This is a genomic window from Shewanella sp. WXL01, from assembly GCF_012263345.1.
In the GTDB taxonomy this organism is placed as follows: Bacteria; Pseudomonadota; Gammaproteobacteria; order Enterobacterales; family Shewanellaceae; genus Shewanella; species Shewanella maritima.
The window spans coordinates 1-12,539 of record NZ_JAAIKQ010000017.1 but is presented as its reverse complement, the minus strand read 5'-3'; the positions used below and the strand labels follow the sequence as shown (position 1 = coordinate 12,539).

Annotated in this window: 23 protein-coding genes; 2 read left to right on the top strand and 21 right to left on the bottom strand. The window is 47.5% G+C overall.

Annotated elements, in window-relative coordinates:
* Positions 1–180: 180 nt before the first annotated feature.
* Positions 181–711 (top strand): DUF3653 domain-containing protein, encoded by a 531-nt coding sequence (locus G3R49_RS19805; protein WP_167870820.1) that lies wholly within the window; start codon positions 181–183, stop codon positions 709–711.
* Between the two features lie 64 nt (positions 712–775).
* On the opposite strand, the gene G3R49_RS19800 is transcribed toward G3R49_RS19805, so the two are convergent.
* From G3R49_RS19800 to G3R49_RS19700, 21 genes are all read right to left on the bottom strand, one after another.
* The gene (locus G3R49_RS19800; protein ID WP_167870819.1) at positions 776–925 is read right to left on the bottom strand and encodes a hypothetical protein; all 150 of its coding nucleotides are present in this window, start codon (positions 923–925) and stop codon (positions 776–778) included.
* A gap of 1 nt (position 926) precedes the next feature.
* Positions 927–1,100, bottom strand: a complete 174-nt coding sequence (locus G3R49_RS19795) for a hypothetical protein (RefSeq protein WP_167870818.1) — start codon at positions 1,098–1,100, stop codon at positions 927–929.
* Entirely contained in the window at positions 1,100–1,333 is a 234-nt protein-coding gene (locus G3R49_RS19790) for a hypothetical protein (RefSeq protein WP_167870817.1), read from the bottom strand. Before G3R49_RS19790 ends, G3R49_RS19795 begins: the two co-directional genes overlap by 1 nt.
* The gene (locus G3R49_RS19785) at positions 1,333–1,725 is read right to left on the bottom strand and encodes a hypothetical protein (RefSeq protein WP_167870816.1); all 393 of its coding nucleotides are present in this window, start codon (positions 1,723–1,725) and stop codon (positions 1,333–1,335) included. Before G3R49_RS19785 ends, G3R49_RS19790 begins: the two co-directional genes overlap by 1 nt.
* Positions 1,679–2,332: a hypothetical protein gene (locus G3R49_RS20015; protein ID WP_210147296.1), complete on the bottom strand. Its 654-nt coding sequence runs from the start codon at positions 2,330–2,332 to the stop codon at positions 1,679–1,681. The genes G3R49_RS19785 and G3R49_RS20015 overlap by 47 nt, the downstream gene beginning before the upstream one ends.
* Entirely contained in the window at positions 2,311–3,894 is a 1,584-nt protein-coding gene (locus tag G3R49_RS19775; protein WP_167870815.1) for a hypothetical protein, read from the bottom strand. The genes G3R49_RS20015 and G3R49_RS19775 overlap by 22 nt, the downstream gene beginning before the upstream one ends.
* A complete protein-coding gene (locus G3R49_RS19770) occupies positions 3,894–4,733 on the bottom strand; it encodes a hypothetical protein (protein WP_167870814.1) in 840 nt (279 codons plus the stop codon). Before G3R49_RS19770 ends, G3R49_RS19775 begins: the two co-directional genes overlap by 1 nt.
* On the bottom strand, positions 4,733–5,026 hold the full coding sequence (locus G3R49_RS19765) for a hypothetical protein (RefSeq protein ID WP_245335417.1): 294 nt from the start codon (positions 5,024–5,026) through the stop codon (positions 4,733–4,735). The genes G3R49_RS19770 and G3R49_RS19765 overlap by 1 nt, the downstream gene beginning before the upstream one ends.
* A gap of 44 nt (positions 5,027–5,070) precedes the next feature.
* A complete protein-coding gene (locus G3R49_RS19760; protein ID WP_167870812.1) occupies positions 5,071–5,253 on the bottom strand; it encodes a hypothetical protein in 183 nt (60 codons plus the stop codon).
* Positions 5,254–5,359: 106 nt separating this feature from the next.
* Positions 5,360–5,689, bottom strand: a complete 330-nt coding sequence (locus tag G3R49_RS19755; RefSeq protein ID WP_167870811.1) for a hypothetical protein — start codon at positions 5,687–5,689, stop codon at positions 5,360–5,362.
* Positions 5,690–5,698: 9 nt separating this feature from the next.
* Complete coding sequence (locus G3R49_RS19750) at positions 5,699–6,529, bottom strand: major capsid protein P2 (RefSeq protein ID WP_167870810.1); 831 nt, start codon at positions 6,527–6,529, stop codon at positions 5,699–5,701.
* A 243-nt stretch (positions 6,530–6,772) separates the two neighbouring features.
* Positions 6,773–7,435 (bottom strand): ATP-binding protein, encoded by a 663-nt coding sequence (locus G3R49_RS19745; protein WP_167870809.1) that lies wholly within the window; start codon positions 7,433–7,435, stop codon positions 6,773–6,775.
* Positions 7,407–7,868: a hypothetical protein gene (locus tag G3R49_RS19740; RefSeq protein ID WP_167870808.1), complete on the bottom strand. Its 462-nt coding sequence runs from the start codon at positions 7,866–7,868 to the stop codon at positions 7,407–7,409. The genes G3R49_RS19745 and G3R49_RS19740 overlap by 29 nt, the downstream gene beginning before the upstream one ends.
* 58 nt (positions 7,869–7,926) lie before the next feature.
* The gene (locus tag G3R49_RS19735) at positions 7,927–8,319 is read right to left on the bottom strand and encodes a hypothetical protein (RefSeq protein WP_167870807.1); all 393 of its coding nucleotides are present in this window, start codon (positions 8,317–8,319) and stop codon (positions 7,927–7,929) included.
* The gene (locus G3R49_RS19730) at positions 8,319–8,570 is read right to left on the bottom strand and encodes a hypothetical protein (protein ID WP_167870806.1); all 252 of its coding nucleotides are present in this window, start codon (positions 8,568–8,570) and stop codon (positions 8,319–8,321) included. Before G3R49_RS19730 ends, G3R49_RS19735 begins: the two co-directional genes overlap by 1 nt.
* Positions 8,557–8,793: a hypothetical protein gene (locus G3R49_RS19725; RefSeq protein ID WP_167870805.1), complete on the bottom strand. Its 237-nt coding sequence runs from the start codon at positions 8,791–8,793 to the stop codon at positions 8,557–8,559. The genes G3R49_RS19730 and G3R49_RS19725 overlap by 14 nt, the downstream gene beginning before the upstream one ends.
* Before the next feature lie 26 nt (positions 8,794–8,819).
* Complete coding sequence (locus tag G3R49_RS19720; protein ID WP_167870804.1) at positions 8,820–9,197, bottom strand: hypothetical protein; 378 nt, start codon at positions 9,195–9,197, stop codon at positions 8,820–8,822.
* Positions 9,167–11,101: a hypothetical protein gene (locus tag G3R49_RS19715; protein WP_348633947.1), complete on the bottom strand. Its 1,935-nt coding sequence runs from the start codon at positions 11,099–11,101 to the stop codon at positions 9,167–9,169. The genes G3R49_RS19720 and G3R49_RS19715 overlap by 31 nt, the downstream gene beginning before the upstream one ends.
* Positions 11,098–11,346 (bottom strand): hypothetical protein, encoded by a 249-nt coding sequence (locus G3R49_RS19710; RefSeq protein ID WP_167870803.1) that lies wholly within the window; start codon positions 11,344–11,346, stop codon positions 11,098–11,100. The genes G3R49_RS19715 and G3R49_RS19710 overlap by 4 nt, the downstream gene beginning before the upstream one ends.
* A complete protein-coding gene (locus G3R49_RS19705) occupies positions 11,347–11,763 on the bottom strand; it encodes a hypothetical protein (RefSeq protein ID WP_167870802.1) in 417 nt (138 codons plus the stop codon).
* A complete protein-coding gene (locus G3R49_RS19700) occupies positions 11,760–11,927 on the bottom strand; it encodes a hypothetical protein (RefSeq protein WP_167870801.1) in 168 nt (55 codons plus the stop codon). Before G3R49_RS19700 ends, G3R49_RS19705 begins: the two co-directional genes overlap by 4 nt.
* A gap of 205 nt (positions 11,928–12,132) precedes the next feature.
* Between G3R49_RS19700 and G3R49_RS19695 the strand changes: the two genes are divergently transcribed.
* A complete protein-coding gene (locus tag G3R49_RS19695; RefSeq protein WP_167870800.1) occupies positions 12,133–12,519 on the top strand; it encodes a hypothetical protein in 387 nt (128 codons plus the stop codon).
* Positions 12,520–12,539 lie beyond the last annotated feature (20 nt).

Sequence of the window (12,539 nt, the reverse complement as noted above, 5' to 3'; positions counted from 1 at the left end):
TATACATTGTGCGCAGTTGAAAATATTTCCTGTTTTCAATATGATGCGCAAGCCGCGTAATACTAACGGATGACGCTCAAACAGTCGTTTTGTTATGTTTTGCTGTTGCGGCTTACTCAAGTTAAACGCTCATTCGTTAGGCGGTTTTAATAACCCTACGTAATTTGAGTGGTGCTTGTTATGGCGAAACAGTCTATACAACAAAACGCGCATACAGGATTTAAAGGGATGAAACCTGACACGCGAAAATTTTTTGTGAGCAACCTTTCTAAGATTGGCGGCGCTATTGATAAAGATAAAGCGGCGGCGTTTTTCGGCGTAACACCGCGAACCATTGCCAATTGGTGGCGCACTGGCGCACCCAACTGGGTTGATAATTACGTGCATTATTATGAACGCTCAATACCTGACACCAAAGAATGGCGCGGGTATTACTTTGCACGGGATGGCCGCTTAATGTCGCCTTATCGTGGCTTGTCATTTTCGGCTAACGAGTTATCACACATGGATATGGAACGTATGTTTGCCTCGGCAACACGGCGTGAAAATCAACAGATTCGCAAGCAATTGGATTCGCTACGCGATGAAGATGAAGTGAAAGCAATTAAAGCCGAGTTTGACAAGATTGTTAAGACGCTTGAAGCGCTCAAGCATAGCCCCGCACTTGCCGTAAAGGGCAAATATATCAAGCCAGTTTCTAAACGGGCTTAAACACTAAAAAGCCTGCTAGGTTGCAGGCTTTCGTTAAATGGGGTCGCTAGGTTGCGGCCTTTTTTTATCTTCGCTTAACCCACGCTGCAGCGACTATTACCACGGCGGCAAAGATGGCGATTAACTCGCTACTTGGCTGAATTTTGACAACAACAGGGTCAGGGGTTTTAACTGCAACGGTGTAATCACTGGGTAGTCCATCAAAACCAAGCATGCTAACCCCCTGCTTCAACGACTGTTACGCGCTTGTCTAGTTCATGCACCAATTGCGTGAAGTAGGCTTTTTGGTCGCTCATTGCGGCGCTAATGCGATAAAGCAAGTAAACGACTGCTACGCTTGCAGGGTCAAGGCCAAGCTCTTTTAATAGTCCAAATGAGATTAAATCCATCACCACCCACCTTTATGTTTTGGGTTTTGCTTGCGCTCATTGCGGAACGTTTCCCACGCGCCGATTGCACCCACGGCGGCAACACCTAAGCCTTGACCGCTCACTACCGCGTCACCCAAAGAGACAACGGCGTTTGCTGCGTCTGGATGAATACCCGCGCTAGCTGCTGCGATTAGCGCTAAACCGCGCCATGTTGACCACTGTTTAAATTGATTAATGAGCTTATCAAACATTACAAATCCCCTTGTGTGATTGGCTGGCCGACTAAATGTCGGTATTGCGGTTTTAAAATTTGGTTGTTAAACAGAACTATCATTAGCGCGGCGTAATTAGCATCGCGGGTTAAAATTTCCCACGCTTCACTGCTGATTTGATATTGCGCATTCAGGTAGTGCGGCTGAATAACTAGCGGTGTTAGTTCTACGCGATGATTACCGTTAAACCACGCAGTTACATCTGATAACGCTTCACCCGCTGGCGCGGTAGCGCTTTCGGCGAGCTTGTCCCCTGCTCTATATGCCTTTTGCGCTAGATACAGGCCGTAAATCACAGCAACAGCAATCAAGCCATTGCTTAAGCTATTCAAGCCCTGCGGCAACTGCGGTAATAATTTCTGTACGGTCATACGGGTTATATCCGTTTTCAAAATGAATCATTGCCGCCACAACGTGCGGGTAGTCGCTATCTGCTAGCGCTTGGTTTTCGCTTACGCCCGCTTTAGCTGCGACAAACTGAATGTATTTTTCGGTTGGGTTGTTGTCAGATGGCGGTGCCCAGCGGTAGACAATGCCGCGAACCGTGTTCAAGCCGTGTTTATCGCGGTACGTTTTAAGCGTTCGGGCTGCTGCGCGAATGCCATAAAATGCCGTAGTGAATTCTTCAAAACTTGGGTCTAAATCTTCGGGGTGTTCCCCTACCCAGTCATAATCCACTTGATGATTCTCACGCAGATTAAGCGGGTTATTATTTGCGATACCTCGCGGCATGGCGTTGTCTCCCGTGGTGTATACATCGTTGTAATGACCGTCATTTGCTGCGCCGCCGAATGAATCAAGCAGCGCACCAAAGTCAAAATTCAAGTAATCGGGTTGCGTTGGTGTTTGACCAGGCTGTTTAACCGGTGCGGCGTTAGCGGCTTGTTGGGTTTTGTACCACCAAAACCCAGCGCCGCCGAGTAAGCAGATAATGCCAAGCGCTTGAGCGTGGCGCATCAGTTGATTTCCGCAAGCCATGACACGGTTACGCCGTCTAAGTAGCCCTCAGTTATAGATACGGGGTAACTTAGTATTGCGGTTAGCGGGCTGCCACTGTTTGTGCCTTGAAACACTTTGATAGTGTTGTCGCTAGAGTCATAAAAACCAGCGCTTGGGAATGTTGCTGTGGGCTCAGTCAGTGCAACGCCGCTATCATACCAATTAATATCAAATGACTGGGTTACATCAGTAATCACACCCACACCATTTGAACCCAGCAAAATCACAGACGCACCAACAGCGAGCGCAAGGTTTACACCACGCATTTCAGGGGTTGAGCCTGTTTTCACAGTGGAGAATGTTTTACCGCCATCAACTGACGCTTTAACGTAGCGCGTACTTGATATATTGCCGCCAACTCTCACGATAATATCACCGATAATTGCCGTGTTAGATGGGAAGAAAAACGCGCCGCTAGCGCTGCCGTTTTCACTTAAAACCCATCCGCTTGATGGGTTGGTTGTGTCAAAGATATAAAACTGGCCGCTGCTATATAATAGGTAAATTGACTTTCTATCTGCTGATAATCGTACGCCTCTGCACTGCTTTGCGTCACAGCGCGGCGTTACTAACCAGGACTTGCCGCCATTGATACTTAAAAACGCTCTATCATAGTTTGCATATAGAATCGTATGCCCAGCATCTAGCACTTGCCCGCCTATATCGCCTGAGTAGGTCCAGTATGAGCCGTCATCAATGTTGTTGCCGTCCAAATCAACGGAGCTTTTCACTGTAACAACATGGTCAAAGTTGACTCCATCAACGCTCTTGTATATCTGCCCCGCACCAGTTGTCACCCATAGCACACCATCATCTGATGGCATAACAACATTCACCCACTCTGGCGCAGTTGATTGCACCCAAGTTACACCCTCATCTGTTGATGTGGCGATTGTCTTGCGACCACCACCACGAAACGCAAATAGCGTACCGTTCGCCAATCTGCCAATATCGCCAATGCAATATTGCAAGCCGTTACCTGTGCTATCAAAGTGCTGCTCTTTTGGTGCTGGAAATTCCGCAACACCGTCTGCAACAATCACTTTAGCAGGCTCACGATAAACCCAAATATCACCGCGAGATTCCGCTTTGATTTTTTCGTTTGGCTCCAGAGTAAAACCATTAAACGTTGAAACATCTAAGCCGCCTATCTGGCATGTGTCACTTACTTTGATTGACACAGCCTTGCGGCGAAAATCGGCGGGGATGGCGAGTGATTTACCCGCTGGACAAAATACAGTGCCGCCGTTAACGTTGGCAGCTGCGCCGCCTGCGGCCAGTTTTGAATAATCTAGCTTGGTATCAGATAGCCAAAACTCAACATATTGCGCTGACTCAGATTTAAGCACTACTTCATCAATAGAGCTTTTGAATGTGGCGCTCATACCCTCGCGCATTTCCGTTTCATAGTCTTGCGTATGGTGAATACTGTCACGCAAGCGAACCGTTAAAATATCTGCTGCAGTCAGTAAGTAAAAATACTTGCCTTGCTTGCTGATTGTGTTTGGTACGCCAGCATCTAAATTTGTTCTATAAATCATTATTTGCGCCCCGCAAAAATTAATGCGCCAGCAATTAAGACTGTGCCACCCATCATGTAAAGCATGGTTTTGTTATTACTCTCGGCAATTGCCGCGCCGTCACTGCGTGAAAAGTCATCCGCGAATGACATCATTGAATCAAAGCCGCGCTGAAGTTGCCCCATTGCCGTTTCAGCAGCTTCGTTATTACTGTCTAGCGCTTGCGTTGTGAGTGACTCGGCCAAGTGGGTGTTGTTGTTATTGGCGTTTTCTAATGCGCCAGCAACCACCAATGCCAAATCGTTGTTGCCTTTCATTGCCGCCTGTGTGGCTTCAAGGTTGGCAAAAATAGCCGAGTCAGCAATATCGCTAACGCTGGCCATTGCATCGCTTGTCACGTTACCCGCAAAATCAAATGCGGCATCTTGCGAATTTTCAAGTAATCGGGTTGTGTCGCTTAGAGCGTTACCCGCAAAATCAAATGCTCGCTCTTGCGAGTTTTCAAGCGTTTGCGCGGTGTCACTTAACACGCCTGCGCCTAGCTCCATCATGTATTGTTGAGTGTCACTGACTTCGCCGAAAAGTGAATCCGCTGTATTGAGTAGGTGTTCGTTTTGACGCTCACCCATTAGCGCAACATCGGTCACGGCGTTAAATCCATCCGTAACCATGCCCGCGCCTTGACTTAAAATGCTTGGCAGAATATCGACAAATTGCCCGATAATATCGAACGCGCCGCCGTCTGTGATTTGATTACCTGAGCCGTTCAGCACTAAACCGGAGTTGTCCCCCTGAATACCGAACGTGGTTGAATTGTTTTCTGTTGCTTGGCTCGACTGCGAGCGAGAAGATGAACCCATTACAAGACCGCCCTTAAGATTGTTTCGGCCTTTTCATAGCCTAAACTTTTACCCATACGCAGCATTGAGTCAGGGCGCTTTGTGTGAATGCGAGTCGATACAAAACCCTGTAATTTAGCCTGCTTATGAATTGTGTGAAGATGCGGCAGCGAGTTTTTACCCGCCGCCGCCACGATGACTAACTCTTTACCACTGGCGGCTTGCTCGCCACGTAACACGGTAAAAAATTCATTGTCACCCCAGCTGATAAGCTGCGCCGCGCCTTGCTGCACTTCGCGTTGAATTATGCGCAAGTCGTCACCCAAGGCGGGCGCGAGTTTTTTCCATGCCAGCGCGGTTATTTCTTCTTTAGAACTAGGTAGGCTGCCACTGCTGCAACACCGATAATTAGCCATAAATTAGAACCTGTTCCACTGCCTGCGCCGAAGTTAACACTACCGCCCTGAAAGGCGGCGTTGTTGGCTTGGTCGCCAGTGCCGCTACTCGCGGCGCTGGAGTTTGACATATTCGGGATACTCATTAAGCACCCGCCTTAGATGTCTTTTTAATCACGCCGTGTACCACTAAACCCGCAATAACAGCGGCGGCGACTTGTTTCAAAAATGCTTTATTAAACATTTCGCCCCCTATTTTTTGGTTAAGAAGTAAAGCAGCGCAACACCACCAACAACAAGTGCTAGCGTACCCGTGCCAATTTGCAGTCCTTTCGCCATACCTTGCTTAAGCTGGGCAGCTGGGGTTGCCGTTGGGTTAGGGTTTGGTGTTTCAACCGTGTTTGACAGCTCTTTTTGCGACTGCCCAGCGGCGTCTTTCATGGCTTCGATTTGCGTATAGCCCTTGTATAAATCAAGCGCATCATTGGCAAAATCACCAAAGCCATTGAAAAACGAATTGTTGAATGCCGAACCCTGATTAACAGGGTTTGGCAATACGGCGGTACTCATTAATGGAACCATGTTACCCCCTTAAATACCTTTTAAGCCGTCTAGGTATTCGACAACAATGTCGGCGGCTGCGGCATCGTCAGAGTAAATGCGAATGCGAAAATCTTGCGTACCCTGCATTGATAGCGCCTGCAAAATATCACCCTCAAGGATGAAGTCTTGCGACACTAAGCCGTCTTGCGGTTGGCGACCGTGGTCAACTTGGATTTTTTCAGCTAGCGTAATTGGTAGCTCGTAAATCTTCATTGAGTCGAGTTCAACCTCAACACGGGTAATCGTTGCCGCCGAGCGCACATGCACCGCCATAATGCGAGCGGTACGCACAAGGCGGTCAACTTCGGTTACACCTGCGTTAAGTGCAACATAAGTCGTTTTTACCTTGGTACACATACCAAATGGCGCGGGATTTGATTGAATCGCGAAGGCTTCAAGTTTTGGCGCGGTCGCTGCTGCGTCAATTTCGATGCGCAGTGTCACGTTTGCGATTTGCTCAGGCACAACCGTCTGCTTGGTGCGTTGGTCAACAAATGGCGCGTTTGATGTGCCAAGTGCGAACACTCGCGCATCTTCTAGGGTTTTCATTTCGTCACGCTTGAAGTGAAAATCTAAAACACCTGCTACAGCGTTGCGGCCATAGTATTTGTTGTAATCTTGAAGTGCTTGGCCGTCAGGAAATTCAATGATTGCCTTGCCGTTGACTTCTAAGCGAATGTTTTTCATTTGTGCCAGCGTTACACCACTATAATTAACGTGCAATTTGTCGTAAGTACGGCCAATTGGTAACTCTAGCGTGGCGGTATTGCCTGCTGATACGTTTGAAAAACTTGGTAATTCTGGAAAGCTGCGAGCCATGTTTGTATCCCCTTAGCCGATAATTTTGCGAACTGATGGGACACGGTTAGCTGCGTATGTAACAGCTACAGCGATTGCCAGAATTGGCAGATATTTTTTAATCATGTTTAGCTCCTGCTAAGGGAATAAGACGCTTCACAGCGTGTTAATGCCGACATTTCACAACGTGGGCTTGTTTCGGGTTTATAGAATTACGCCCTTTTAACCCAAAAAACTAGCGCACCCGTTAACGGGTACATTTTGCTAATTTGTTGGGATTTGCTCGGTTTTGCGCTTATCAATCGCCCCTTTAATCACTACATTGGTGTTCATGTCTTTCTGGACATATTCCAACGGGACGAGCTTGGAGATCTGCTTAGGGTCGATATCCATTTCATCAGCCATCATTTTGCGGTCTTTGGCTCTTGTTAACCGACCACAACGCACTAGCGTTGCATTACCTAACAGGGTTTTATCGGCCTCGGCTGGGCGCTGGGATAATCCGAAAATCGGCGCTAGCCCTCGGGCGCGGCCTTTGCGAATAACTTGCCCCCACCACGGCGGCGCTTTGCTTGGCGTGGTCACGTCTGCGATTTCTTCGGCAACTACGGCGGCGTTACACCATGAAAACGCGCATCTAGCCCAAAGCTCAAACAGACTAAAATCACTGGTAACAAAGCGAACCTTTAGCGCCCCTTTTGGATAACGGCGCAGCAAATCGACCAACTCAGTAGCGCGGGTTACTTTGATGATGTTGGGCAATTCGCCGTATTCGTCAACGGGGTCCCATATAATCACGCGGGAACATTTAAGGCGCTTAAGCTCTTTTTTTACATAGCTAGATTTGGCGCTACCCGTTGCGCCATACACTGCCCGCACATCTGCCTTGCGGCTGGTATCAACTCGCGGTTTGGCTTGGCGTGTCATCGTTTGCGGCCTCCCGAGTTGTATCAATATCTTTTTCAATGCGGCGCGGCTTGCCGAGTCTCGGCGTTACGATTGCGCCCGTAATGAGCAGCGCATTTAGCTCAACACCAAATGAACCCGCACCGTCAGGGAAATACTTGTCGATTAGTGCGCCGTAACTGTCAGCTAGCGCTTGTTGTTCTTCGGGCTGAATATCCCAATTAGGGGCTAACAGTGCGCAACCAAGTTGCACCACTGGCGCGATGATTTCAGCGCCCGATACATGGGGCGCGGCGGGTGCATGCTCAGGGTTTGCGTAAACTGATTCGGGTTCGAGTGAACCCTCTTGTTCGCGGGCTTGCATCATGGCTTGGTCGAACTCGTCAAAATGACCTTGCTCAACACCTGTTAAGTCATCGCCATGACTTTGCTCGTTAATGGGTAAATCTTCCATCTTAATCACCTTTTATGATTGGGAATGTAACGGCTCACGCCGTGGTAAAATCTCGGGTTTAGCCTATTAGCCATTTCATAAAATCAGGCTTTTGCGGCGCGTTTGGGTCATCGTTAGCCGCTGGCTCGTTAACGGGTTTTGATTGTGCCGCTGGTAGTGTTTTTTTAACAGTGGACTCGTTAACGGGTACATTAGCCACTTTTGGCTGTGTTGCGGGTGGTTGCTCTTGCGTGATTTGCGGCGCTGGCTCGTTAACGGGCTTTTTACCTAGCGGCCATATTGTTGCGTTGTCTAACATCCAATTTTGACCGCTAGGCAGATTGGGTTTAATCATGCCCGCTTTACCGACATAGTAGAGTTTGCCATTACAATCACGGCGTACTAATGCGTCATCGCCACAAATCGGACATTTGATTGTGCCGATATCTGCGTTTTTTGGTTTTCTAGCCATTATTGCCACCCTCTTTGTGTGCCGCATTGAATTAAGATTTGATGCTTGCTGCAGCGAGAACAGCGGCGGTGTCCGTGCTGCTCGCTCCAATCGTGAAAGCCGAAAAAGCATTTCACTTTATTAAGCAGGCGTTGTAAGAAAGTCGGTTTTTCTGGCGTTGACCAAATACCCAGCTTTTGCAACAGCCAACGAATCAGACCAAGCGCAAGCGCTTGCCAGTGTTCGCGGCGGTTATCGCTATGACTTTTCATGTATCCCCCTTTGTTTTTCAAGCTCTTTTACTCGTTGATTTAAGTAATCAAGGGCTTGTGCTTGATTTTTAAAATGGTTGATTAGCGCACCCAGTAATTGGTGTGATTTACGGGCAGCACGTTTGGCGAGCCCAATTGCATTAAACGGCATTGCTTTTTCTGCACCGTCTAACAATTGCTCTAGCTGTTGGTGGTGCGTTTCTAACTCTGTACTGTTTGACACTGGTTTGTCTCCTTTGGTTGGTTGTTTTATATAAGCCCTAATAGCCGCTTTTCATGCTCGGTTAGCTTTGCATGTGCGGCTTTGATTTCCTTTGCGGTTTTTGCCTCGCGAAGCTCTTTCTCTGCCCTCGCCCTGTCGGCGGCTTGGTGGTCACGCCACCATATTTGAAGCTCCAAACTGTAATCCGCAATGCTTGCGCGGTTGAGTTGGCAGAACTTGCATAATTGCCTTGTGTGTTCATCAAGCATTGCCACATTGCCAAACTCGCCAATCTGACAATTAAGCAAACCCACTTCATTTAAATAAGCTATAACCCTTCTGCTTTCCCGCTCTCTAGCTGATGGAAGTTTAATGTCGTATCTGCAACCCATAACTAAGCCGCCTCCAATTGTTGATAACTGCAAAAATCCTGTAACCGCTCATTGTTGAGCTGTTCAAAATCTATCTCTGGCGGCAACATGGCTTTTAACCGGTGCGACCAATCTTGTTCGCGCTCAATTAATCGGGTCCTAACTTTGCTGAATGACTTGCGCATGGTTTCAGGGTTGACCGTCATTAGTGAGTCGATAACCGTGTGCGGCTTGGTGGTCTGCGAGTCGAACGCGCCCCATAAGCGCACGCCGATAGCCCATTCAAAAAACTTTTTAAACGGTGATTCGCCTTTAAAGCTAATGTGATAATCAAACGCCATAACTGGCGACTCTCTTAGCTCGGCTTTGTCTTTTGAAATGGCTTTTTCAATGGCTTTGATACGCTCATCAATTCGGTGAACGGGTTTAAATTGCTTTTGAGCAAAAGCCTTGCCGCGAACCTCGCGCCCGATTTTTTTGTAATTCTCTTTGATGCGGTGAACGATTGGCGCGGCCTTTCGTTCAAGCTTGGCTTTCACTTCACCAATTAGACTTGCCATGTGTTCGGCGTGAAAGCTGGCGATATGCTCCCAAGGTAAAGCGCGGGCGCTCTTAGATATGTTGTAGCGATTACCCTTGATTGTGCCTTGGTCGCTTGCCTCTTTTTGCTCGCCTTTGAGTAAGTAGCCAAGCGCTTTAAGCATGTAACCGCTGGCGGCTTTGGCGTTTTTAATGCGCTCAAGCTTGGCAAAGCCATGCCCCCACATTGATTCGATACGCTTAGCCCATGCACGGAATAAATGCGGCTCAACTTGCCAGCGCAGTAATACATGACAATGCGGATTTGGTCTTGCATCCACGCTATCAAAGCCGTTTTTAGTTTCGATTACTTCGGGCTTGGCTGGCGCTTCAGCTACCCATAGATAATCTAGCTTGTCGCCGATTGGCTCGATAAATTGTTCATCGTTGGCAATACATGCAAATTCACTGCTGTGAAACATGTCTTTTTTTAATTCGTTTTCTGGTATCTCGAATTGTTCAGCCGTCCAGCCACGCTGGTACATCTTTTGGAGCGCATCGAAAAAGCGCGAACACTCAGCGCCGATGGTCGATACACCATCATTGATACGCTGTCGCGCATCTTCGTTAAACGTGAGCGTTAAGAACGTGGTAAACCCGCCTTGAGTTGCCGCCACGTATGCGCCGCTATCTAGAATATTTTTAGCGGCGCGAGTGGTTAGGAATTTGGTCACACGGTCACCCGCTTGCGCTGGCGGTGCTTGGGTTGGGCTGTTTTGTGTGGTCACGCTGATGCGGTATTCGTCTGACCATTCACGGCGGCTTAACCTCGCTATGGCTGTGCGGCGCTCAGTATCAATATTTGTGATTTCACCCGTTTTTTTATTGATAGTGAACGTTGGCAGCGCACCCATTTCCGCGCAGTGTAGCGCGTGCGGCTGTGCAATCGTTTTCTCGCTTGCGTGTATGTATTGCTTGCCTCTTTGCTGCAAATACACATCAAAGGCGCTCAATTTCGACTGCTTTATGTCGTTTTCTAAGTCGCGTTTTGTCCGTGTCGGACTTTTGCACTCCTTGACTAGCCTAGCTTTCTCACGCTTTGCGTGCCCTGCGGGGCTTAGGGTTTTATATAAATCTGATGTGAAATAATGCTGACTTGCAGACATTAACTCAGCATCTAATTCAGCCTTAGCCCGGTAATCTTTTTCGGGTACAAAAATACCGCTCTCGGGAGCGGTTAAATTTAAAGGTTCAATATGGTGTGATGGTGGTAAATCGTCTGTTATCTCAACAGTCGTTAAATTGCCACCATTTAATTGATGGGGCTTATCAAACAGCCCCCTTGCGAGCCTTTCTTTTGGTTTAAACACCCTTTCAAGGTTTGGCGTATAATTGTCGATATGCCCTAGTGGGTAATAATTGCCTGCTTTAATTTTCACGCCGCACCCCTTAGTAATTCGGCGGCGCGTTTGCGATTGTCTGCTGCAATAGTCATGCATTCATCATGCTTGAGTTTGTTACCAGCTAATCGCCAGTAACGCGCATAATTCAACATCGACTTAGCGGTTATTATGTGCGCCTCAATGGTGCTCTTTGTTTGACTCGATATGACTTGCCCCTCAAAATTTGGGGTGTAATTGTCGATATGGCCGACTGGGTAATAAGCGCCTGCTTTGATGCTCATTTACTCACCCTCCCACGCATAAACTATCGATTTCGCTAGATGCGAATCGCCCGATTTAATCACGGCGTGAAGCGCATCAATGTGAAGCTCTCTTTGAGATAGCTTTGATTTGAACTCAGCTAGTAGCAGTCGGTTAAACGCTGTTTCCTTTTTAAGCTGACCATCAAGCCAACCCATTTCATAACCCATATCTGACATTGAATAAGCGGCGCTTGCTTGTGACCAATCAACGGTTTTTTGATATTCGATAAGCTCGGCAAGATTGCGGCGAATAGCGCTGGCGCGGTTTAGGCAGTTAGCTTGATAGCCAGTGCTAGCAAAATCGCTATATGTTCGTTCTTCTCTCGCGATACTGATTAGAGCCTTGACCCGTCCAACCAACTCAGCTTTGAGCGCTTCAAATAATTCCTGTCTCATTTGCGCGCCCTCGCTCGTTGTAACTTGCCCTTTAAAAAACTGATGGCTTTGCGGCTGCGTTCAAGTTTGGTTTGTGAAAAATTTTCCTGCGTGACAATCATCGAACTGGGTAGCCAGCTCGCTAGTTGTATTGTGGTGTTGCCGATAGGCTTGCCGAATTTCATGTGAATCCCTCCAGTGCTTGTTTTTACAGTGCTGAAGTTTGCGGTGGGATTGGGTAGCTAATTCCCAATCTCCACCGCAGCACTGTAGACGGGATAAAACATACACCTCAGCGCTTAATTTTACAATGTATGTACTGAGATGCATTGCATTGCTTTGTTGGTGCTACTAAGCTTTGAGTATTAGCACTGTAGACAGGTACTAAAAATGAATCCCTCTCAATTACTCGACCTCTTGAAAGCCGCGACAGGCTTGACTACTGATTATCAAATTCATAAGAAACTTGGGTTTTCACAGACTGGCGTATCAAATTGGCGTACTGACCGCTCTTATCCTAAGAATGATGTGTTAATTAAGTTTGCTGAAATACTTGATATGAATGCAGGCGTATTGATGCTGTACAGCCTAGCGCGGCGGGAAAAGAACGAAAAAGCTAAGGCTGAATTGAACCTGTTACTTGATGCAATCGCAAATGCAAAGTTTGATGATTCATTCATTGCCAAAGACGAGAAAGAGGCGTTCGAGTTGGAAAAAATTTCCAGCGCCCCTGCTAAATATTCTCTTGAAAATCATACGCTTAACATGATGTGGTGATTTAACTTGTTATACATTGT